The organism is Labrys sp. E2SS-1L, assembly GCF_057073705.1.
In genome coordinates, this window is sequence record NZ_CP172712.1 from 5,063,872 (window position 1) to 5,086,376 (window position 22,505).

At 65.3% G+C, this 22,505-nt stretch carries 21 protein-coding genes; 18 read left to right on the forward strand and 3 right to left on the reverse strand.

The window, feature by feature from the left end; translation table 11 throughout:
• Nucleotides 1-150 precede the first annotated feature (150 nt).
• A complete protein-coding gene (locus ACIGJE_RS23695) occupies nucleotides 151-981 on the forward strand; it encodes a helix-turn-helix transcriptional regulator (RefSeq protein ID WP_367626749.1) in 831 nt (276 codons plus the stop codon).
• An 18-nt stretch (nucleotides 982-999) separates the two neighbouring features.
• Here the strand turns inward: ACIGJE_RS23695 and ACIGJE_RS23700 are convergent, their stop codons facing one another.
• Nucleotides 1,000-2,373, reverse strand: a complete 1,374-nt coding sequence (locus tag ACIGJE_RS23700; RefSeq protein WP_311944629.1) for a sensor histidine kinase — start codon at nucleotides 2,371-2,373, stop codon at nucleotides 1,000-1,002.
• Complete coding sequence (locus ACIGJE_RS23705) at nucleotides 2,360-3,025, reverse strand: response regulator (protein ID WP_367626748.1); 666 nt, start codon at nucleotides 3,023-3,025, stop codon at nucleotides 2,360-2,362. Before ACIGJE_RS23705 ends, ACIGJE_RS23700 begins: the two co-directional genes overlap by 14 nt.
• Nucleotides 3,026-3,217: 192 nt before the next feature.
• Between ACIGJE_RS23705 and ACIGJE_RS23710 the strand changes: the two genes are divergently transcribed.
• The 5 genes from ACIGJE_RS23710 (at nucleotide 3,218) to ACIGJE_RS23730 (ending at nucleotide 8,029) form a co-directional block, all read left to right on the forward strand.
• Complete coding sequence (locus tag ACIGJE_RS23710; protein WP_311944627.1) at nucleotides 3,218-3,970, forward strand: ABC transporter ATP-binding protein; 753 nt, start codon at nucleotides 3,218-3,220, stop codon at nucleotides 3,968-3,970.
• 16 nt (nucleotides 3,971-3,986) lie between these two features.
• Nucleotides 3,987-4,853: an ABC transporter permease gene (locus ACIGJE_RS23715; RefSeq protein ID WP_415080494.1), complete on the forward strand. Its 867-nt coding sequence runs from the start codon at nucleotides 3,987-3,989 to the stop codon at nucleotides 4,851-4,853.
• A 95-nt stretch (nucleotides 4,854-4,948) separates the two neighbouring features.
• Entirely contained in the window at nucleotides 4,949-5,926 is a 978-nt protein-coding gene (locus tag ACIGJE_RS23720) for an ABC transporter substrate-binding protein (RefSeq protein WP_415080725.1), read from the forward strand.
• Nucleotides 5,927-6,083: 157 nt separating this feature from the next.
• Nucleotides 6,084-6,764 carry an ankyrin repeat domain-containing protein gene (locus ACIGJE_RS23725; protein ID WP_415080493.1) on the forward strand — a complete coding sequence of 227 codons (681 nt, stop codon included), beginning with the start codon at nucleotides 6,084-6,086 and terminating at the stop codon, nucleotides 6,762-6,764.
• A gap of 17 nt (nucleotides 6,765-6,781) precedes the next feature.
• Entirely contained in the window at nucleotides 6,782-8,029 is a 1,248-nt protein-coding gene (locus ACIGJE_RS23730) for a cyanate transporter (protein WP_311944620.1), read from the forward strand.
• Nucleotides 8,030-8,094: 65 nt separating this feature from the next.
• Here ACIGJE_RS23730 and fghA read toward each other — a convergent pair whose 3' ends face one another.
• Nucleotides 8,095-8,931, reverse strand: coding sequence for an S-formylglutathione hydrolase (fghA, locus tag ACIGJE_RS23735; RefSeq protein ID WP_415080723.1), 837 nt, complete (start codon nucleotides 8,929-8,931; stop codon nucleotides 8,095-8,097).
• 218 nt (nucleotides 8,932-9,149) lie between these two features.
• Between fghA and ACIGJE_RS23740 the strand changes: the two genes are divergently transcribed.
• The 12 genes from ACIGJE_RS23740 (at nucleotide 9,150) to ACIGJE_RS23795 (ending at nucleotide 22,502) form a co-directional block, all read left to right on the forward strand.
• Nucleotides 9,150-10,217 (forward strand): LacI family DNA-binding transcriptional regulator, encoded by a 1,068-nt coding sequence (locus ACIGJE_RS23740; RefSeq protein WP_483678818.1) that lies wholly within the window; start codon nucleotides 9,150-9,152, stop codon nucleotides 10,215-10,217.
• Between the two features lie 36 nt (nucleotides 10,218-10,253).
• Complete coding sequence (locus tag ACIGJE_RS23745) at nucleotides 10,254-11,006, forward strand: transporter substrate-binding domain-containing protein (protein WP_367626744.1); 753 nt, start codon at nucleotides 10,254-10,256, stop codon at nucleotides 11,004-11,006.
• Between the two features lie 333 nt (nucleotides 11,007-11,339).
• Entirely contained in the window at nucleotides 11,340-12,995 is a 1,656-nt protein-coding gene (locus ACIGJE_RS23750; RefSeq protein ID WP_415080492.1) for an amino acid ABC transporter permease, read from the forward strand.
• Nucleotides 12,976-14,394, forward strand: coding sequence for a GH1 family beta-glucosidase (locus ACIGJE_RS23755; RefSeq protein ID WP_415080491.1), 1,419 nt, complete (start codon nucleotides 12,976-12,978; stop codon nucleotides 14,392-14,394). The genes ACIGJE_RS23750 and ACIGJE_RS23755 overlap by 20 nt, the downstream gene beginning before the upstream one ends.
• Nucleotides 14,395-14,605: 211 nt before the next feature.
• Nucleotides 14,606-15,322: an SDR family oxidoreductase gene (locus ACIGJE_RS23760; protein WP_415080490.1), complete on the forward strand. Its 717-nt coding sequence runs from the start codon at nucleotides 14,606-14,608 to the stop codon at nucleotides 15,320-15,322.
• A gap of 154 nt (nucleotides 15,323-15,476) precedes the next feature.
• Entirely contained in the window at nucleotides 15,477-16,952 is a 1,476-nt protein-coding gene (gene pdxR / locus ACIGJE_RS23765; protein ID WP_415080489.1) for a MocR-like pyridoxine biosynthesis transcription factor PdxR, read from the forward strand.
• A gap of 217 nt (nucleotides 16,953-17,169) precedes the next feature.
• Nucleotides 17,170-17,940 carry an ABC transporter ATP-binding protein gene (locus ACIGJE_RS23770; protein ID WP_367626739.1) on the forward strand — a complete coding sequence of 257 codons (771 nt, stop codon included), beginning with the start codon at nucleotides 17,170-17,172 and terminating at the stop codon, nucleotides 17,938-17,940.
• Between the two features lie 40 nt (nucleotides 17,941-17,980).
• Nucleotides 17,981-18,778, forward strand: coding sequence for an ABC transporter substrate-binding protein (locus ACIGJE_RS23775; RefSeq protein WP_311944605.1), 798 nt, complete (start codon nucleotides 17,981-17,983; stop codon nucleotides 18,776-18,778).
• A 216-nt stretch (nucleotides 18,779-18,994) separates the two neighbouring features.
• Complete coding sequence (locus ACIGJE_RS23780; protein WP_415080488.1) at nucleotides 18,995-19,693, forward strand: ABC transporter permease; 699 nt, start codon at nucleotides 18,995-18,997, stop codon at nucleotides 19,691-19,693.
• Nucleotides 19,690-20,421: an ABC transporter permease gene (locus ACIGJE_RS23785; protein WP_415080487.1), complete on the forward strand. Its 732-nt coding sequence runs from the start codon at nucleotides 19,690-19,692 to the stop codon at nucleotides 20,419-20,421. The genes ACIGJE_RS23780 and ACIGJE_RS23785 overlap by 4 nt, the downstream gene beginning before the upstream one ends.
• Nucleotides 20,408-21,217, forward strand: a complete 810-nt coding sequence (locus ACIGJE_RS23790; protein ID WP_415080486.1) for an inositol monophosphatase family protein — start codon at nucleotides 20,408-20,410, stop codon at nucleotides 21,215-21,217. Before ACIGJE_RS23785 ends, ACIGJE_RS23790 begins: the two co-directional genes overlap by 14 nt.
• A 19-nt stretch (nucleotides 21,218-21,236) precedes the next feature.
• A complete protein-coding gene (locus tag ACIGJE_RS23795) occupies nucleotides 21,237-22,502 on the forward strand; it encodes a cysteine desulfurase-like protein (protein ID WP_415080485.1) in 1,266 nt (421 codons plus the stop codon).
• Nucleotides 22,503-22,505 lie beyond the last annotated feature (3 nt).

Sequence of the window (22,505 nt, forward strand, 5' to 3'; positions counted from 1 at the left end):
CTTGCCGAGGAGCTTGTAAAATTCTCCTCTTTGCGACATCCCGATGATCCGAAAAGCAGCGTTGCGATAAATATCCCTAAAGAGATAGAGGCTGCCGCTGACGGGAGCGGGCATACAGGCAAGCAGGAAACGGAGGATGAAGGGACGGCCATGAACAGCCGCGAACGATCGGCCGCAGACAGCTGGCATCATGCGACGCCGGACCTGGTCGCCCTGCTGGGTTCTCCGCAATTTGCAGCTGCCCTCGACGCAGCCCTGGGGCAGATTGCTCCCTTCGACCTGAGCTGCATCTTCGCCTATCCGCTCGAAGACAGGCCGACACTGCTGCATGACGGCCTGAAGGCGGTGTCTTCTTCGCAGATCATGGCCAATTATCTCGCCGGCACCTATCTCCTCGACGCCGTCTACACCGCCTGCGTGCACACCACGCCGTCAGGCCTCTATCGCCTGCACGATCTCGCCCCGGATGATTTCTTCGAAGGCGAATACTTCAATTCGCCGGACGTCCACCCCTGCATCTCGATGGAAAGCGGCTCCCTCACCGAGGAGATCGTCTTCCTGCACGCCCTCAGGCCGGATCTCTATCTCGCCTATTCGCTGTTGCGCCAGAACGGTTCATCCCCGTTCGCAACCGCTGAAATGGCGGATCTCGCCCGGGCAGCGCCGATGGTGCTCGCACTCATGGGTCGCCAGTGGCAGGCCCTCGCAGAGGGAAGGGACCCGGGAGCCGCACCCGCTCCGCGCGAGCATGCCATCGAACAGGCCTTTCTCAGCTTCGCGCCGGCGCTGCTGACGCCGCGCGAGCAGACCATCGTCAGCCTGGTGCTGCGCGGCCATTCCAGCCTCTCGATCGGCAGCCTGCTCGACATTACCGAGGGCACGGTCAAGATCCACCGCAAGAACATCTATGCCAAGCTCGGCATTTCCAGCCAAACGGAGCTGTTCAACCAGTTCATCCGCCACCTGCTGGCGGACAAATAGGCCGCCTCCGCCCTGCGGTCATTTGCGCGACACCGAGAGGCACAGGCGCACCACCGTGAGCCCGTCCTCCTCGGCGAATTCCAGGGCACCGCCATGGGCGCGTGCGACCTCGTCGGCAATCGCCAGACCGAGCCCTGACCCCGCGGATCGCTCACCCTTCTGGAAGGGGGCGACGAGGCTCCCCCCTTCTTCCTGAGGGAAGCCTTCGCCATCGTCCCGCACCTCGATCCAGGCCCGGTCGCCCACCTGGCCGACCACCACGGTGAGGCGACTGCTCGCACCATGGACCAGGGCGTTGTCGATCAGATTGGCCAGCGCCTCGCGCAGGCTGATGGCATCGCCCTCGATGACAGGTGGCGGAACAGCGTGTTCGAAGGCGATATCGACCTCGCGTGCCAGTGAGAGGGGCACGGATTTCGCAAGCGTCGCCTTGGCGAGTTCGTTGAGATCGATCGGCGAGGTCTGCGCCGCATCCGCGCGATGGACGACCATGGCGTGGTCGAGAAGCTGCCGGGTCAGGCGGGCCAGCTCGGTTGTCCGTTCTCGAACGCGCGACAAATGTTCGGCCCGCCGCTTCGCATCCTGCGGTCCCGAAAGCAGCTCGACCTGAGCATCGAGCGCCGCCAGGGGTGTGCGGATCTGATGCGCCGCGTCGGCGATGAAACGCTGCATCAGCGCCATCCGTTCGGACAACCGGCGCATGAAATCATCGATGGCCTGGACGAGGTTGCGGATCTCGGCGGGACGCCCGGCCCGGATCGGACGCAAATCGTCGGGCCGCCTCTCCACGATCTCCTGTTCGATCAAAGCCAGCGGCTTCAGGCCGAAGCGAACGGCGAACCCTACCGCCAGCAATGCCAGCACGCTCATCGCTGCGATCACGGCAAGCGCCTTCAGGGTAAGGTCACGTGCCAGAGCGGTACGGGCATTGACAGTCTGTGCGACGATGATCGTGGCCCACTGTCCGGCGTCCTTGTCGTCGATCCGGCGCGCGATGGTGGCGATCCGTACCGACTGGTTCTGGTAATGCCCCTCCTCCAGCACGATGCCGCTGCGCATCGCAGCCGGGGTGGCAGACGACGCCAGGTCCTCGTAACCCGCCACGATCACGCCGCGCGGGTCGACGACCTTGTAGTAGACCAGGTCATAGGCCGAGAGCGTCGAAAAGGCCGCCACCGGCGGATCGAGCGCCACGACCCCGCCCTGCACATAGACGTTCTCGGCCACCTGGATGGTGGCCCCGCTCAGCAGCCGGTCATAGGCCTGCTGGGCCGCGATCGAGGCATATTGCCAGGCGGCCAACCCCAGCACGACGGCTCCCGCCGACAACACCGCCGAAAGCACGGCGATGATGCGGATGCGCAGCGACAGGCGGAGATCACCGCGTTGCAAGCCGGTAGCCCAATCCCCGCAGGGTCTGGATCTCGACCGGAGATCCCGTCAGCTTGCGCCTCAGGCGGGCGACGAACTGCTCCACCGCGTTGGGGCTCGGATCCTGGTCGAAATTGAAGAGCTGTTCGACGAGTTCTTCCTTTGGCACGATCCGCTCGGGCCGGATCGCCAGGATTTCAAGCACCGTCAATTCGCGCCGGGTGAGGTTGAGCGGCCTGTCGTCGACGCTGGCGACCCGCCCGGCCCGGTCGATCGCGAGAGAGCCCACGCGCAGCATATTGTCGGGCAGGCCGGCGCTCCGGCGCAACAAGGCGCGGGCCCTGGCCTCGAACTCGCGAAAATCGAAGGGCTTGGTCAGATAGTCGTCGGCACCCAGATCCAGGGTATCGACCCGGGCATCGACAGCCGAGCGGGCCGTGATCACCAGCACCGGCATCTTGGCCCGCCGCGCCCGCAATTTCCTCAGGAGCTCGAGCCCGTCCTCGCCCGGCAGGCTGAGGTCGAGCACCACCAGGTCATAGGCCTGGACCTCCAAGAGCTCGGAGGCCGTGCGGCCATTGTCTTCCCAATCGACGGCGTGCCCCATCGCCTCCAGCCGCGCCACCACGGCCTCGGCAATATCGGCAGTGTCTTCGACGACCAAAACGCGCAAGGCGGCTCCGCAGCGACAGAGGCAGGTCCCAAGATTCAGGTTCCAAGATTCAGGTTCCTGGAGTCAGTTCCAAGTCTTCCTGGAGTCAGTTCCAAGTCAGCTTCGAGTGCTAGGCCTATCGCAAGCGCCAATAGTGCGCAAGAAAGCCATCCAAGGGAGGAAAGTTTGCCCGCTTCGCCGAGCCCCAGCGCCATGACACCACTTTTGTCGGTGAAGGACGTGACGCTGCAATACAAGACACCGGACGCCCTCGTCACCGCCACCAGGCGTGTTTCCTTCGATGTCTATCCCTCCGACCGCTTCGTGCTCCTGGGCCCGTCAGGCTGCGGCAAATCCACCATCCTCAAGGCGATCGGCGGTTATCTGACGCCCGTCGAAGGCAGCATCAGCCTGAAAGGGACCGACGTCACCGAACCCGGTCCCGACAGGATGATGGTGTTCCAGGAATTCGACCAGCTCCTGCCCTGGAAGACCGTGCGCGAAAACGTCGTCTTCGCCCTGACGTCGAGCCGGCGGGTGCCGGTTGCCGAGGCCGCCGAGCGCGCCCGTTCCTATATCGACAAGGTCGGGCTGACGAAGTTCATCGATTCCTATCCGCATATGCTGTCCGGCGGCATGAAGCAGCGCGTGGCGATCGCCCGCGGCATGGCGATGGAGCCCGACGTGCTGCTGATGGACGAGCCCTTTGCTGCCCTCGATGCCCTGACGCGCCGCAAGATGCAGGACGAATTGCTGCGGCTATGGGACGACACCCGCTTCACCGTGCTTTTCGTGACCCACTCCATCGAGGAAGCCATCCGTATCGGCACGCGCATCCTGCTGCTTTCGCCTCATCCCGGGGAGGTCAAGGCCGAGCTCAACAGCGTGCCGCCCGAAGAGATGGGTACCGGCACGCAGGCCGCGCTCGAAACCCGCATCAACGACATGCTCTTTGCCGCGCATTGAGCCGGGGATCCCAGACATGACCGATCTTCTCAGCTTCCGTCCCGACATCATCCGGGAAGTCCATTCGGGCAGTGCTCCCGTCGTCGCCAAATCCCTCGGCATCGCCGAACGGCTCTATCGGCTCGGCTTCGTGCGCAAGGGCCTGATCCTCGCCGTGCTGGCCCTAGCATGGGAAGCCTATGGGCGCTGGCTCGGCAACCCCCTGCTGTTTCCGACCTTTGGCGAGACGGCGCAGGCCTTCCTCGCCAATATCGCCAACGGCATCATTCCCGAGCGCATGCTGGTATCGCTGCAGACGCTCCTCATCGGCTATGCCATCGGCATCGGACTTGCCGCCCTGCTGACCACCCTGGCGATCGGTTCGCGCATCGGGGCGGATCTTCTGGAAACGCTGACTTCCATGTTCAACCCGCTGCCCGCGATCGCGCTGCTGCCGCTGGCCCTGATCTGGTTCGGCCTGGGCACGGGCAGCATCATCTTCGTGCTCGTCCACTCCGTGTTATGGGCCATCGCGCTCAACACCCATGCCGGCTTTCGCGCCGTCTCCAACACGCTGCGCATGGTCGGCCTCAATTATGGCCTGCGCAATCTGAGGCTGGTGCGTCTCATCCTGATCCCGGCCGCCTTCCCCGCCATCCTGACCGGCCTCAAGGTCGGCTGGGCCTTTGCCTGGCGCACCCTGATTGCCGCCGAGCTCGTCTTCGGCGTCTCCTCCGGCTCCGGCGGACTGGGCTGGTTCATCTACGAAAACCGCAACCAGCTCGAAACGGCCAATGTCTTCGCCGGCCTGTTCACCGTGATCCTGATCGGCCTGTTCGTCGAGAACGTCATCTTCGCCGCCATCGAGCGTAGGACGATCCGGCGCTGGGGCATGCAGCACTGAACCACCACCAACCGACAAAGCCGGAACGGCTCATCCATCAGGGAGGATTCTTCATGACATTCAAACGCTGGCTCAGGACAGCCCTGGCCATTGCAATGCTCGCGCCGGCTCTGGCATCGGGCAGTGCGCAAGCCGAGGTGAGCGAGGTCCGCATCTCCAAGGGTTTCGGCATCCTCTACCTGCCGCTGATCGTGATGCAGGACCAGCAATTGCTCGAAAAGCGCGCCAAGGCCGCCGGCCTCGGCGACGTCAAGGTCACCTGGCTGATGCTGGACGGCGGCAATGTCATCAACGACGCCATGATGGCAGGCACGCTCGACTTCGCCGGCACCGGCGCGCCCGGTTTCGTCACCTTGTGGGCGAAAGCCAAGGGCATCCCGAATGTCGAGGTGGTCGGCGTCTCCGGCATGAGCTCGACCTCGCTCTGGCTCAACACCAACAAGCCGGAGATCAAGAAGCTGGAAGACTTCACCTCGGCGGACAAGATCGCCCTGCCCGGCATCAAGACCTCGCTCTCCGCCGTGGTTCTGCAGATGATCGCCGCCAAGGAGTTCGGCCCGGAGAACTACGCCAAGCTCGATCCGGCCACCGTCAGCCTGCCACATCCGGAGGCAGTCACCGCCCTGATCGGCGGCAAGACGGAGATCCGGGCTCATTTCACCTCGCCGCCCTTCCAATATATCGAGGCCAAGGCGCCGGGCATCCACCGTGTGCTCAGCTCGGTCGATTATCTGGGCAACATCACGCTCGACGTCACCTTCGCGCCGAAGAAGTTCGTCGATGCCAATCCCAAGATGACCCAGGCCTTCATCGATGCCATGGATGATGCCAACCAGTTGATCGCCAAGGACAAGAAGCTGGCGGCGGAGATCTTCACCCGGAGCTCGAAGGTGAAGGTCGACGTGTCCGAGGTCCAGCAGATGCTCGAGGACCCGGATGCGCGCTTCTCCACCACGCCCCAGGGCGTGATGCAGTTCGCCGACTTCATGCACCGGGCCGGTACCATCAAGGTCAAGCCCGCCCAGTGGAGCGACATGTTCGTGCCGCAGCTCGCCGGCCGTTCCGGCAGTTGAAGACCAGCCGCCGGCCTTTGTGACTCGTACGGGCGACAAATGACAGGCCTGGTTGATGCCAGGTCTGTCATTTGCATTTCAAATAGCCGCCATGGGGACATTTAATTTCCAAATGACCAGACGGGGAGATACGCATGGCCCCGGTAGGAGGCCGGCTATGCGCAGACCCTTGTCCAAACGCAATGTCCTGATCATCGTGGCGGGAACCATTCTCATGTCCATCGCATCGCAAGGCGTCCCGGCAAAAGCCGCGCCATCCGCCCTCATCGCTGCGGCCGAACGTGGTGACCTGCCCGCGGTCAAGGCCCTGGCTCCTGGCGTTTCACTGGAGGAGCGGGACGGCAACCGCCGCACGGCCCTGCTGGCAGCGGTCCAGGGCAATCACGTCGCGGTCGCCCGCCACCTCATCGAAGCCGGTGCCGACGTCAACGCCAAGGACGCCATTGAGGACAGCCCCTATCTGCTGGCCGGCGCACGCGGATATCTCGACATTCTGCGGCTGACGCTGTCCCATGGAGCCGATCTCAAGAGCACCAATCGCTATGGCGGCACCGCCCTGATCCCGGCCTCCGAACGGGGGCATGTCGACACGGTACGGGCTTTGATCGAGGCCGGCGTGAACGTCGATCACGTCAACAGGCTCGGCTGGACCGCCCTGCTGGAAGCCATCATTCTCAGCGATGGCGGGCCGCGCCATGTCGAGATCGTGAGGCTTCTCATCGCCGCGGGAGCCAACGTCAATCTCGCCGACAAGGACGGCGTCACGCCGTTGCAGCATGCCCGGCAGCGGCGCTATCGCGAGATCACCTCGTTGCTCGAAGCCGCCGGCGCGCGCTGATCGCCCCCTGATTGATCATGCCCCGAACGCCCCCCCAATCCTCCGCCCCGTCTTCGCCCTTGGTCCTGCTGTCCCTGGTGGTGCTGATCGGGCTCAACCTGCGTCCCTTCCTGACCGGGCCGGGTCCCCTGATCGCACGCATCGAGGCCGATACGGGCCTGGGCTATGGCGGCATCGCCATGCTCACGCTGCTGCCCATGCTGCTGATGGGTCTTGGCGCCTTCCTGGTGCCCGGGCTGCAGGCCAGGATCGGCACCAGACGGGGCATGCTGTGGGCGCTCTGCCTTCTCCTCCTGGGATCGCTGCTAAGGCTCTGGTCTGCCGGCGGGTTCTCCCTGATTCTGACAGCGGCCCTGTGCGGCGCGGGCGTCGCCTTCATCCAGGCAGCCTTTCCGGGCATCATCAAGCAGGGCTTCCCGCACAAGGTGGCCGCCGTCACCGGTCTCTATTCGGCGATGATCATGGGCGGCGGCGCCGTGGGCGCCCAGCTGACACCGGTCCTCGCCCATGGCGGACAGGATTGGCGATTTGCCTTGGCGTGGCTGGCGTTGCCGACGGCGGCAGCGCTGCTCTTGGCCTGGCGCGTGTTGGCGGATGGCAGGACGGCCCGACCCGACAAGGCCCTGGTGTCGCGCCTGCTTCATCGTCCGCGCAGCTGGCAGTTGATGGCCTGTTTCGGCCTGGTCAATGGCGGCTATTCCTCCATGGTTGCCTGGCTCGCCCCCTATATGCAGGGGCGCGGCTGGGGCATAGCGCAAAGCGGTAGCCTGGTCGCCATCATGGCCGTGGCGCAGGCCGTCGCCGCCCTGGTTCTGCCGATCCTGGCCTCGCGCAGCCGCGACCGGCGTCCCTGGCTCTATCTCACCCTCGCCATGCAGGCAGCAGGCTTCTGCGGTCTTGCCTTCCTGCCCGGCACCATGCCCTTGCTCTGGATCGCGCTGGGGGGCGCAGGGCTCGGCGGTTGCTTCTCCCTTTCGCTGGTGACGGCACTCGACCATCTGCCGCGCCCCGAGGAAGCTGGCGCCCTCGCCGCCCTGATGCAGGGCGGAGGCTTCCTCATCGCCGGCCTCGCTCCCCTGGCTATGGCTTTTCTGCACAGCTGGAGCGGCAGCTTCGTCGAGGGGTGGCTGATGCATCTCACCTGGGTGGCGATCGCCGCCCTCATCGCCACGCGTTTCGATCCGGCAGGCTACGCTGCCGCCATGGGAGCGGATGATAGGCCTGGGATCGGCACCGACCATCCATTGCGGTCGACGGGCGGCTGAAGCCACCCGACTGCGAAAGGAATGACGGAAGCGCCTGTTCTATGGCGCTGGCTACACCCCGTCCCTCACTTGCCGAGCCGCTCGGCATGCCAGGCGAGATGATCGTCCATGAAGGTGGAGATGAAATTGTAGGAGTGGTCGTAACCCTCCTGCATGCGCAGGGTCAGCGCGATGCCGGCCTTGCTGCAGGCCTCTTCCAGGAGCCAGGGCCGCAGCCCTTCCTTGAGGAAGCCGTCCGCCGTGCCCTGGTCGACCAGGAAGGCCTCGAAACGGTGGCCGTCGGCGATCAGCGCGGTGGCGTCATAGGGACGCCAGGTCGCTTCATCGGCGCCGAGATACTTCTCCAGCGCCGGCCTGGACCAGCCCGCCGTGCTCGGCTGCACGATCGGTGCGAAGGCCGAGCAGCTCTTGTAGCGCTGCGGATGCTTCAGCGCGATGGTGAGCGCGCCATGGCCGCCCATCGAATGGCCGAAGATCGACTGGCGCGCCATGTCGGCCGGGAAATGCTCGCCGATCAGGGCCGGCAGTTCCTGCGTCAGATAGGAATACATCCGGTAATTGCGAGCAAAGGGCTCCTGCGTGGCGTCGAGATAGAAGCCGGCGCCGGAGCCGAACTGCCAATTGTCCTTCTCGTCCGGCACGCCTTCGCCGCGCGGGCTGGTGTCGGGGCAGACCACGATCAGGCCCAGCTCGGCGGCAAGGCGGCGATATTCGCCCTTGTCCATCACGTTCTGATGCGTGCAGGTCAGGCCCGACAGATACCAGAGCACCGGGCAGGCGCGCTCGGCGGCCTGGGGCGGCACGAAGACCGCGAAGGTCATTTCGCAATCGCAGCTCGACGGGGCATGGGAATAGACGCCCTGGATCCCGCCATGGGATCGCGAGGTGGAGATGGTCTTCATCGACAGGCCCTTCATTCAGAATCGAGCCGACCATAGCCACCTCGTCCCTTGCCCGTCGAGTTTCGAACCGGTTGCAGTCCCCGCGCTAAATGCCGCGGCGCCATCCGCGTGGATCACTCACAGCGTGTACACCTTTAAATAAAAACGTTTTTATTTTATTGAAAACGTTTTTATTGGCTGATATCAAAATCTAACAATCGTCAAATCTGGAGGGGAGGATGGCCGAAAAATCATCGCAACCGCCGCGCCCCGCGCCGCCCACCATCAAGACGCTGGCTGACAGGACGGGCTATTCGATCGCCACCATCTCGAAGGCGCTGCGCGGCCATGCCGTGGTCGCGCCCGAGACGCGCGATGCCATTTTCAGGGCTGCGCAAGAGATCGGCTACCAGGCCAATACGCGTGGCATGGCGCTGCGCACCGGCAAGACCTATCAGGCCGCCGTACTGATGCCGGTGACGGCCGCCCCCGACTATGAGTGGGACGGCGTCGAATATACCCAGATCCTCAGCGGCATCAGCCAGGCCCTCGAAGGCAGTGATTACAGCCTCTCCGTCCATGTCATCCGCGATGCCGCCGATGGCTGCGAGGTCGCCCGCCGCATCGTCGAGCAGGGCCTCGCCGATGGCCTGATCTTCTCGGGGATTCTCGCCGACGACCCGCGCATCGACCTCCTGGTCGCCCGTGACTTTCCCTTCGTCTCGCTCGGGCGCTGCCGGAAGACGCTCGACTATGCCTATGTCGACATCGACAATGAATGGGCCTCTCACGCCGCCACGGCGAGGCTGATCGCCGGTGGACACCGGCGCATCGCCCTGGTCAATCCTCAAGCCTGCCTGTCCTACGCCATGGACAGGATCGACGGCTTCACACGTGCCTTCGCCGAGGCGAGCCTGCCTGCTTCCGCGGATCTGATCGTCGAGGGCGATCTTTCGACGGCGTTCGGCCGCAAGGCTGCGATCGAATTGCTCGGGCGCGCCGACCCGCCGACCGCCTTCGTCTGTGTCAACGAATCGACCACGCTCGGCGTGCTCTCGGGCCTGGCCGGGCTCGGGCGCCGGGTCGGCACCGACATCGACGTCATCGCCTATGACGACATCAATGTCAGCGCCTATTTCACGCCGCCCGTGACCACCTTCTACCAGCCCATCGAGATCTGCGGACGGCTGCTCGGCCAATATCTGCTGGAGCGCATGGCCGGCGCCGCACCTCTCGCCTTGAAGCAGACTTTCAGGCCCGAGCTGGTGGTCCGCCAGCCGGACGATCGCGGCGGCCGCGGGAGCTGACCCACAAAACCAACAAAACCAATGGAGGAGGAAACCATGAAAAAACTGAACGCGATCGCGGCTGCCCTGCTGTTGTCGGCCTTCGCCGGCGGGGCGCAGGCGGCCGACCTCGGCGGCAAGCTCCTGAAGGTCGGCTCCGACACCACCTCGCCGCCGATGGAGAGCGTCGATCCCGCCACCAACCAGATCGTCGGCTTCGATGTCGACGTGGTCAATGCGATCTGCGCCAAGATCAACTGCAAGGCCGAATTCGTGACCACCGGCTGGGACGGCATCTTCGCCGCCCTCGACCAGGGCAGCTTCGACCTGGTCGCCTCGGGCGTGTCGATCACCGACGAACGCAAGAAGGCGATGGATTTCTCCGATCCCTATATCGTCAACAGCCAGGCGATCCTGGTGCGCGTGGCCGACCAGGACATCTCGCTCGACGGCTTCAAGGGCAAGGCCAAGAAGCTCTCGGCCCAGGCCAACACCACCGATGCCCAGGTCGCCGAGAAGATCGTCGGCAAGGACAATGTCGTGGCCTATGACAGCTTCAGCGCCTCGGTCATCGCCCTCAAGAACAAGGATGTCGACGGCGTCGTCATCAACGGCGCCAACGCGCCGGCCTATGACCGCGAATTCGCCGGCGATCTCGTCGTCGGCATCAAGGGCCTGGAATCCGACCCGCTCGGCCTCGTCTTCCGCAAGGGCGACGACAATGTCGCGGCCTTCAACGAGGGGCTCAGCCAGATCAAGGCCGACGGCACGCTCGACAAGCTGATCGCCAAATATTGGGGCGCCAAGTAGGGACGCTACCGCTCTGACGATAGGGTTCTCTTGGGAGCGCGGACCTTCTACCGGTTGCACTGGGATAAGGAAAAAGGGCGCGACATCGGCCGTCCCTTCGCCCGTTCTTACGGGGAGAAGGTAAGGATGAGGGGCAGTGTGACCTCACAAACACTTGCGCAGCCCCTCACCTCTATCCTCTCCCCGTAAGAACGGGGCGAGGGGGCACAAGCGTCACGCTTCCACGATGGGCCTGTCATCTCGCCCAATCCTGTTCCCAACGCCCATAGGCACCCTCGTCCGCGCTCCCAAAGAATCATCGAAACCACGATCGCCCCGGTGGGTGAGGACCGAATGGATACTCTCAGACGCATACGCCCCAGCAATCTGATCATTCTGACGGCCCTGCCCTTCATCATCTATCTGTTCTCGACCTCGCGCGACTATCAGCGCTCGTTGCGGGCGATCCTCGGCGTCGAGAACGGTTCGTCCGCCTTCGTGCCGGGCTTCGCAGCCCTGGCCATCGCCTTCACCATGGGCCTTGCCGTGCTGTTCTTCTCACGGGCCCATGCCTACCGGCCGCGGCTCGCCCTCACCGCCGCTGGCCTCAATCTCACGGCCGCGCTGGCGATCGCAGTGGGCGGCTTCAGCCATCCCTATCTCGCCTCGGTCCTGGCCAACGCCGTCGATCCCTTCACCTCGGCCCTGGTGGTGAAGGGCGTGACGCCCCGGCAGCTTACCCCGGACGCCGATTTGATGCTGGGCCATGTCGAAGCCTGGCTCCTGCCGGCCTATCTCGGCCTGACGCTGCTCGGCCTCGGCCTGTTCCTCGCGGGCGGGCGGCCGAGCGAGGAGCGCGAAACACCATTGCGGCGCGCCGGGCGCTGGATCCTCGGCCTCGTCAACGGCGTCGGCGCCGTCGGCCTGTTCTTCTTCGCCCATGTCGCCTTCGCGGCCGGCGTCGCCACCACCATCCGTGCCGCCGTCGCCGCCTATCTCCTCGCCGCCCTGCTCGGCCTCGTCTGGGTCGGCCTGCTGCAATTGCGCTACAGCGAGCGGGCCAGCCTGATCTTCGTCGCCCTCACTCTGGCGCTTGCCGTGGCCGCGGGTTGGTTCCTGATGCAGCCGCGCGACAGCTATGTCCTGGCCGGCACACTCGAAGGCAAGGTGGCGGTCGTCGGCAATACGCCGTCCAGCCTGATCGCCTCGGTGCGCGAGGGTGACTTCCCCGGCGGGCCGAACGCCCCGGTGCCGGTGCGCAGCTTCGCCGGCGCCCCCGAGGCCCTGGCCGCCATCGCCAGGAAACAGGACGTGTCGGCAGCGCTCATCCCGGCCGCAGCTTTACCCGCCGGCCTGCCGGTGCTCTGGCAGACCGAGCTCCTGAACGACCGTGACCGTTCGGCCGGCATCACCTTCGCGGTACTCGCCATCATCCTCGGCCTGCTCACCTTCGGCGGCCATCTCAATTTCCGCCACCCGCTCGCCATCGGCTCGGAGTTCATCGTCGACACCATCCGCGGCATCCCGATGCTGGTGATCGTGCTCTATATCGGCCTGCCGCTCAGCGGCGCGCTCAAGGATGCCACCCAGGGCGCGCTCGACCCGCCCAATCTGCTGCGCGGCATCGTCGCCATGGCCTTCGCCTATTCGGCCTATCTGGCGGAAATCTTCCGCTCCGGCATCAACGCCATCCCGATGGGCCAGATCGAGGCGGCCCGCAGCATCGGCCTGTCGCGCTGGAAGACGGCGCGGCTGGTGGTGCTGCCGCAGGCCTTCCGCATCATCATTCCCCCGCTCGGCAACGAGCTGATCGCCATCCTCAAGGACACCTCGCTGCTCTCCATCCTGTCGATCCGCGACATCACCCAGCGCATGCGCGAGTTCCAGTCGGCGAGCTTCCTGCCCTTCGCGCCCTACAACTCCGCCGCCATCTTCTACATCGTCCTGACCCTCGCCGCGGCGAGCCTGGTCAACACCATCGAGAGAAAATATGACATCAAGCATCGCTGAGAGCCGCAAGGCTCTCGAAGCCCGTGCCCGCGGCCTCGTCTTCCCCAAGGGCTTCGTCTTCGGCGCCGCCACGGCCGCCTACCAGATCGAGGGCGCCCACGACCTCGACGGCAAGAGTGAGAGCATCTGGGACCGTTTCTGCCGCAAGCCCGGCGTGATCACCGACGCCAGCAGCGGCGAGGTCGCCTGCGACCACTATCATCTGTGGCGCGAGGACATCGCGGTGATGAAGCGGCTTGGCCTCGACGCCTATCGCTTCTCCATCGCCTGGACGCGCGTCCTGCCCGAGGGCACGGGCACGCCGAACGCCAAGGGGATCGCCTTTTACGACCGGCTGATCGACGGTCTGCTGGAAGCCGGGATCGAGCCCTACCTCACCCTCTATCACTGGGACCTGCCGCAAATGCTGCAGGATCGCGGCGGCTGGTACAACCGCGAGACCGCCGAGCATTTCGCCACCTACGCCTCGATGATCGCCCGCGCCTTCGGCGACCGCGTCAAGCAATGGACCACGCTGAACGAGCCCTGGACCTTCTGCTGGTCGGGCCACGCCACCGGCGAGGACGCGCCGGGCCTTCATGACGGCACCAAGGGCGGCGTGACCGCCAGCCATCACGCTTTGCTCGGCCATGGCCTTGCCGTGCCGGCGGTGCGTGCCGAAGTGCCCGACGCCTCCGTCGGCATCGTCTTCGACCTCAACGTGGTCGAGCCGGCCAGCCCCGACCCGCGCGATGTCGCGGCCGCCCGGCGTTTCGACGGCGCCCAGAATCGCTGGTTCCTCGACGCCGTGTTCAAGGGCATCTACCCCGAGGACATGCTGGCGCTCTACGGCCCGCTTCTGCCGGACATCCGCCCCGGCGACAATGCCATCATCGCCGCCCCGGTCGACTATCTCGGCGTCAACATTTACCGCCGCTCGGTGATCGCGGAGGGCGGCGAGCTCGCGCCGCTCAACTACAGGCGCGTGCGGCCCGAGGGCGTCTATTCCGCCGTCGACTACGAGATCTGGCCGCGCTGCATCTACGACGTCCTCCATTACGTCCACGCCAACTACCAGCCCAGGCGCATCCTGATTTCCGAGAACGGCGTGGCGACGGCACCCGAGACCGTGACCGCCGACGGCCGCGTCTGGGACGACCAGCGGGCGCTCTACTACGTCGACCACCTCGAACAGGTGGCCAAGGCCGCCGCCGATGGCGTGCCGGTCGAGGGCTATTTCGCCTGGACGCTGATGGACAATTTCGAATGGGCCTATGGCTACACCACCCCCTTCGGCATCACCCATGTCGATCTCGCAACCCAGGAGCGGCGGATCAAATATTCGGGTGAGGTCTACGCGCAGATCGCCAATGAGGCACGAAGCGCTGCGAAGCCGGTGTGGAATACTGCCCGTGCTTAAGAATGGTCGGATTCGTGCGTCTCGACTTCGCCGAATGAGGCGCGACCAGCCTTCTCCCCTTGCGGGAGAAGGTGGCCCGAAGGGACGGATGAGGGGTGATGCACAATATCTGCCGGGCAATCGCCGACACCCCTCATCCGACCTCGCTACGCTCGGCCACCTTCTCCCGCAAGGGGAGAAGGCTGGTCGCGCTCTTTCCTGAAATCGCTCGATGCGAAACGCAAACGACACACCAGAACGAGCATCGACACCCGGCACGCTACTGATCACCGGCGCCTCGCGAGGCCTGGGCCTGGCCCTGGCTCGGCACTATGCCGGGGCGGGCTGGCGGGTGATCGCCTGCATCCGCGCCGACACGCTGCCCCCCAATGAAGACAGGCTCGAATGGCGCCGTGTCGATGTCGCCTGCCCGGCCTCGATCGCCGAACTCGCTACCGGCCTTGCCGGCATACCGCTCGACGTGGTGATCAACAATGCCGCCATCCGCGGCGATACCGGCGGCCTTGCCACGCTCGATCCCGATGACTTCCTCGAGGTGATGCGCGTCAATGCCCTCGCACCCCTGCTTGTCGCGCAGGCACTGCTGCCCAATCTGCGCATCGGGCACGGCAAGATCATCGCCAATATTTCGAGCCGCGCCGGTTCGATCGCCGAAGGCATGATCGGCGACGACGATGGGGACTATGCCTATCGCTGCTCCAAGGCGGCGCTCAACATGGCAACCGCCAAGCTCGCGCTCGACCTCAGGAGCGACCGGATCACCGCGCTGGCGCTCCATCCCGGCTGGGTGCGGACCGATATGGGCGGCACAGGGGCCGAAGTCCCGGTGTCGAACAGCGCTGCGGCCCTGCACGACCTGATCGCTCGGGCCGCCTTGGCCGACAGCGGCAGTTTCCGCGCTTTCGATGGAAAAAGCATCGCCTGGTAGGACGGCGAGCCGTCTTTCATCGGATGAACCACGTCGCCGGGACGTGTGTAATCACTTGCATAGCGGAGCAGAACGGCCTGATATCGACGGCAGTCCACCGCCACCTTTATGAAACAATGCAACCTGGCCGGACGATCATCTCGCTGGGATGCCGATGGAAGTCTTTAACTATCCTGCCTGGAACCTGATCGCCTTAGAGCGTGGCTCCGCCATCCCCCTCTATCAGCAGCTCTTCGCCCAATTGCGCGGCCTGATCGCCGATGGACGGATCCCGCGCGGCGCGCGGCTGCCGCCGAGCCGCATGCTGTCGGATGAACTCGCCATCTCCCGCAACACAGTAGTGCTCGCCTATGAGAAGCTGGCGACGGAAGGCTATCTGCAGAAGCGGCTCGGCGCGGGCACTTTCGTGGAGCAGGTCTTTCCGGAGGATCACCTGCCACGTCCGCCCGTCGCGATGCCGGGGGGCGACGAGCGGCCTGCTCGTCCCTCCATCCATGCCGAGGCCCTGCTCGCCCTCGACGTGCCGCCCGAGCGCATCGAGCGGTTCGGCCTCAGCCCGGGCATTCCCGCTCTCAACGAATTTCCCTACGAGGTTTTCGCCCGCCTTGCCGGGCAGCACTGGCGTGCCCATGCCGCCTCCCACACCGGCTACGATTATGCCCGGGCCACCCTGCCGCTTAGCCGTCAGATCGCCGCCTATCTGGAGGAGACACGCGGCATCGTCTGCCGCCCCGAGCAGGTCATCATCTTCTCCAGCACGGTGCAGGCAGCCGCCATGACCGCCCACGTGCTGCTGAACCAGGGCGATCGCGTGCTGCTGGAGGATCCCGGCCATGTCACCCAACTGGCGACCCTCACGGCCTGCGGCCTGCGGGTCGAGCCCGTTCCCGTCGACGACGACGGTTTCGACATCGCAGCCCATGACCATGCCGCGTCACCGGCACGCCTTGCCATCGTCTCGGCTGTCGAACAATTCCCCTTCGGCTGCACCATGTCCGCCGCTCGCCGCCAGGCCCTGCTCGACTGGGCGGCGGCCGAAGACGGTTGGGTCCTGGAGGATGACTTCAACAGCGAGATCCGCTGGTCGGGCGCACCCGTCCCGCCGCTCCATGCCGGCAATTCCGGCCGCGTGGTCTATACCAGCTCCTTCAACCGGGTGCTGGCACCCGGCCTGAGGCTTGCCTATCTGGTTGCCCCTCAGGAGCTGATCGAGGCCTTCAAGCTGGCCCAGCGCATCTTCTCCTTCTATGCGCCGTTGCCGGATCAGGCTCTCGTCGCCGAATTCATGCGTTCGGGCCATCTGGCCTCGCATCTGCGGCGCATGCGGGCGATCTATCGCGAAAGAGCGGGGACGCTCGCGGACGGCCTGCGCAGCTATCTCGGCGGCGACTTCCTCGTTCCGGACGTCAAGGCGGGGCTCCATCTCACCATCCGGTCGCCCCGGCCCTTTGACGATCGCGCCGTCTCGAAGCGACTGCTCGATCACGAAATGGATTGCCCGCCCCTCTCGCGCTATTGCCGCAGCACGCTGAAGCGGCATGGCTTCGTGCTCGGCTTCGGCAACAATCCGGTCAAGCGCATTCGCCGCTATGCCGAAATCCTGGCCCGCACCATCGAAGAGCTCGGCTGAGCCTGCGCCCCGCGGCGGAATTGGACTGCATCGCCACCGGAAATTGGCTCTTGGGCACGGCCGGCAAGTCGCCCACTCTCGTGCGAACACCACCGCGCTATAGCGTTTTGCGATTTGAAGGCGTCACCAAGAATCGCAAAGACGCGTCCAACCAAAGAGCCAGAGCAAACAAGCGTTCGCACTTGAACGCGTTCTGTTCTGGAGCACGGGAAATTCCATGGGGAATCAAGAACAAGTCGTGCTCAGCGCGACGGGTATTCGCAAGAGTTTCGGCACGCTGGAGGTGCTGAGCGGCGTCGATCTCACTGCCCGCACGCATGACGTCATCTCGATGATCGGTGCCTCCGGCTCGGGCAAGAGCACCTTCCTGCGCTGCATGAACCTCCTGGAAATCCCGAGCGCCGGCTCCATCGCCGTGGAGGGCGAGGAGATCACGCTCGACCGGCGCGGCGACCGCACCAAGCTGAATGCCAGGCAGATCAACCGCCTGCGCAGCCGCATGGGCATGGTGTTCCAGAACTTCAATCTCTGGAGCCAGCTCACGGTGCTGGAGAACGTCACCATCGCGCCGATCAAGGTGCTCGGCCTGTCCAAACGCGAGGCTCTGGAGCGGGGCGAGGCCTATCTCGCCAAGGTCGGCCTGTGGGAGAAGCGCTCGCATTATCCGGCCCATATCTCCGGCGGCCAGCAGCAGCGCGTCGCCATTGCGCGCGCCCTCGCCATGGAACCGCGGCTGATGCTGTTCGACGAGCCGACCTCGGCCCTCGATCCCGAACTGGTCGGCGAGGTGCTCGGCGTCATGCGCACCTTGGCCGAGGAAGGCCGTACCATGATCGTGGTCACCCATGAAATGGCCTTCGCCCGCGAGATCTCGGCCGAAGTCGTCTTCCTGCACAAGGGCGTGATCGAGGAGCGCGGCCCGCCGGCCGAGGTGTTCGGTGCGCCGAAATCCGAGCGCTGCCGCGCATTTCTGCAGCGCGTGCTCTGACGAGACATCCAGAACTTCGAGAACAATGGAGGGGAATTCCATGAAGAAGATCACCATGCTCATGGCCGCCGGCGCCCTCGCCTGCCTGGCGACCATGGCCCAGGCCCGGGAACTTCGGGTCGGCAGCGAATGCACCTACCCGCCCTTCAACTTCAAGGATGCCAGCGGCACCCTGCAGGGCTTCGACGTCGATGTCGCCCGCGAAGTCGGCAAGCGCATCGGCGCCGACATCAGCTTCGTGTGCCAGCCCTTCGATTCGCTGATCCCAGCCCTGATGGCGGGCAAGTTCGACCTGCTGGCCGCCAGCATGTCGATCACCGCCGAGCGCAAGAAGAGCATCGAGTTCAGCCTGCCCTACCGCTCCTCCACCGCCCGCTTCATCGCAGCCAAAGGCTCCAGCCTCGCCCCGCTGACGGCGGACGGCAAGGCCAACCCGGATGGGATCAAGGGCAAGGCGATCGCCATCCAGCGCTCCTCGACCTATGAGAAATACATGCGCGACAAGTTCCCCGACGCGGACATCGTGCTCTACGACACCGTCGACAACATGTTGCTGGATCTCACCTCCAAGCGCGTCGACCTGGTGTTTGCCGGGCCGATCAAGCTCGCCCAGGACTTCCTCGATAAGCCGCGCGGCAAGGACTACGCCTTCGTCGGCCCCGAGATCAACGACGTGGAGTTCTTCGGGCCCGGCGTCGGCATCGGCCTGAGGAAGGACGATGCCAAGCTGCGCGACGAGGTCGACGGCGCCCTGAAGGCAATGTTCGCCGACGGGGCCTTCAAGGCCATCAACGACAAATACTGGTCGTTCAGCGTGCTGCCGGCGGCGACCCAGTAAGGCTGCGCTGGCAGGCATATGTTCCGTCATCCCCGGCATGGCCGTAGGCCATGGGAAAGGGGATCCAGGGGCTGAAGGGCTCGACCAACGACCCCTGGATCCCCTTCCCGCCACCTCCGGTGGCGCCGGGGATGACGGGACACGAGCCACAAGCAAACGCCTCGCCGTCAGCTGCGCTGGCTTCTCTTCCAACCCCGCCGTCGGAGCGTGTTGGCCATGGATTTCTTCTTGGGCTGGGGGACGCAGATCGCCTTCGGCTTGCTGGTGACCATCGAGGTCGCCGTGCTCTCGCTGCTGCTCGGCTTCGTCTGGGCCATGCTGGGGGCGCTGGCACAACTATCCTCCAACGCCTTCCTGCGCGGCCTCGGCCGGGGCTTTGCCGTGGTCGTGCGCGGCACGCCCGAACTCCTGATCATCCTGATCGTCTATTTCGGCGGCACCGTTGCGCTGACGGCCTTGATGAAGGCCATCCGTCCCGACGCCGCCTATGTCGAGATCCCGGCGCTGCCGGCCGGTGTCTTCGCGCTCAGCCTGGTCTTCGGCGGCTATGCCTCCGAGGTGCTGCGCGGCGCCTTCCTCGCCATCCCCAAGGGCGAGGTCGAGGCAGCCCAGGCCTTCGGCATGCCGTCCCTGACCAGCTTCATCCATATCCGCCTGCCCCTGATGTGGCGCTACGCCCTGCCGGGCCTCGGCAACAACTGGATCTCCCTGATCAAGGACACCTCGCTTATCTCGATCGTTGGCCTGGAGGAGATCATGCGCGTCAGCTCCATGGCGACCTCGGTGGCCGGGGACCCCTTCCGTTTCTACGTCATCGCCGCCTTCGCCTATCTCATCCTGACGATCGTCAACACCTCGGCGGTGGACGCCCTCGAGCGCTGGGCCGCGCGCGGCGAAAGGAAGCTCGCGCAATGAACTTCGACCTCATGCTCGAAAGCCTGCCCGCTTTGCTCAAAGGCACGGCGATCACGTTGCAGCTCCTGGCCGCTTCGCTCGCCTGCGGCATGCTCATTGCCATTCCGGTGGCAATCCTGCGCATCAACGGCAATGGCGTGGTGCGCCTGATCCTGCATTGCTACATCTATTTCTTCCGGGGCACGCCGCTGTTGGTCCAGATCTTCCTGGTCTATTACGGCCTCGCCCAGTTCGATGTGGTGCGCGACAGCGCCCTTTGGCCCTATCTGCGCCAGGCCTCGGTCTGCGCCATCCTCACCTTCAGCCTGAACACCGCAGCCTATACCGCCTATATCCTGCGCGGCGCCATCCAGGCCGTGCCGGCGGGCGAGATCGAGGCAGCCCGGGCCTGCGGTATGTCGACGGCGCTGGCCTATCGCAGCATCATCCTGCCCCATGCCTTCCGCCTGGCCTTGCCGGCCTATGGCAACGAGGTCGTCAGCATGCTGAAGTCGACCTCGCTCGCCAGCACCATCACCGTGATGGAGCTCACCGGCGTCGCCAACACCATCGTGGCACGCACCTTCGCTCCCTATGAGCTCTTTATCACCGCCGCGCTGATTTACCTCGTCATCACCTATGTCCTCACCTCGGCCCTGCGTGCCCTGGAGCATCGGCTGAGCCGGCATAGACGTCCCCTCGTCCAGACACATCCCAACCTTGCCGAAAGCTCCCATGCAGCGACCTGATCTCGAAGCCTTCACCACCTTCGCCGGCACCCTCGCCGACGCCAGCGGCGCCATCATCCGCGAGGCCCTCGCCAATCAGCGCGATTTTCTTACCAAGGACGATGCCAGCCCCGTCACCGAGATCGATCGGCGGGTCGAAACCGCGCTGCGCGCCCGGATCGCGCAGCAATACCCTCAACACGGCATTCTCGGCGAGGAATTCGAACCGGCCGATCTCGATGCCGAATGGGTCTGGGTGATCGACCCCATCGACGGCACCAAGGCCTTCATCACCGGCATCCCGACCTTCGGCACCCTGGTCGCCCTCGCTTTTCGCGGCGTGCCGGTGCTCGGCGTGATCGACAATCCCGTCACCCGTGAACGTTGGATCGGCGCCGACGGCATTCCCAGCACGCTGAACGGCAAGCCAATCCGCACGCGCGCCTGCACCGAACTGGCAAACGCGATCCTGGCCAATGGCAATCCCGAGCCCTTCGACGCGGCCGAACAGGCTGCGTTCCAGGATCTGCGCAGCCAGACACGCTGGTGCGTCTATGGCGGCGGCTGCCATGCCTATGGCCGCGTCGCCGATGGCGCGCTCGACATCAGCACCGATGGCGGGCTCGATGCCTTCGACTATTGCGCGCTGGTCCCGATCATCCGCAATGCCGGCGGCGTCATCAGCACCTGGCAGGGTGAGGAACTGACCATCCGCTCCGGCCGCCAGGCCATTGCGGCCAGCGCCACGCCGGCCTTGCACGAGCAGGTGCTCGCCTGCCTGTCCACGCGGGCTCCCGCTTTGCGCGCCAGCCGCTGACGCCAGGAAGGATTTGACCGTGACCACAAGTCCCTGGGATATCCACGCCGTTCGGGCGACCTTCCCGGCGCTTTCACTCCGCGACGACGGCAAGCCACGCATCTATCTCGACGCGCCCGGTGGCTCGCAGGTACCGCGTCGCGTCGTCGAGGCGATGACGCGCGTGCTGGTCGACAGCTGCGCCAACGAAGGCGGTCCCTTCCGCACCTCGCAGGATAGCGATCATATCCTCGCCGGAGCCTATCAGGCAGCCGCAGCCCTGCTCGGCGCGGCGGCTGACGAGATCGTATACGGGCTGAACAGCACCTCGCTGCTCTTCCATTTCTCGCGCATGATCGCGCGCGACTGGCAGGAAGGCGACGAGATCGTCCTCACTCGCATGGACCATGACGGCAATGTCGGCCCCTGGCTGATCGCCGCCGAGGAACGCGGCGTCACCGTACGCTGGCTCGATTTCGATCCGGAGACCTACGAATATCGCTATGAGGCGCTCGACCGGCTGATCGGGCCACGCACCCGGCTGGTGGCCTGCAACCATGCCAGCAACATGTTCGGCACCATCAATGACGTCGCCCGCATCGTCGCCGCCGGCAAGGCGGTGGGCGCGGTGACAATGGTGGATGCGGTGCAGTCGACCCCGCATATTCCGGTCGACGTCAAGGCGATCGGCTGCGACCTCCTCGCCTGCTCGGCCTACAAGTTCTTCGGCCCCCATGCCGGCGTGCTCTATGTCCGGGCCGACCTGCGCGACAGGTTGGTCCCCCTCAAGGTCCGTCCTGCCTCGACCGACATGCCCTGGCGTCTTGCGCCGGGCACGCCGTCCTTCGAGGCACTCGCCGGCACGCAGGCCGCTATCGAGCATATGGCCTGGCTCGGCGAGGCTTTCGGCGGCGTGGAGGCTAGCCAGCCGCTCCGCAGCCGCATCGTGGCCGGGCTGCAGGCCGCCACGGCCTATGAAGCCGGGCTGATGGACCGCTTCCTGGCCGGCATCGCCGACATCGCCGGGCTCAGGCTCTTCGGCATTGCCAGCCGCAACCGGCTCGATGCGCGCGTGCCGACCTTCAGCTTCCGCCTGGAAAGCCGGACACCGCAGGCGACCATGGAGCACCTTGCTGCCCAGAACATCTTCGGCTGGGCCGGCGATTTCTATGCGCATGAGGCGTCGGGTGCCCTCGGCCTGCGCGAGAGCGGCGGCGTCGCTCGTCTCGGCCTGTCGCACTACACCAGCATGGCCGAGGTCGATGCCACCCTCGAGGCACTCACCCGCTTCGCAGCGAAATCCTGAGCG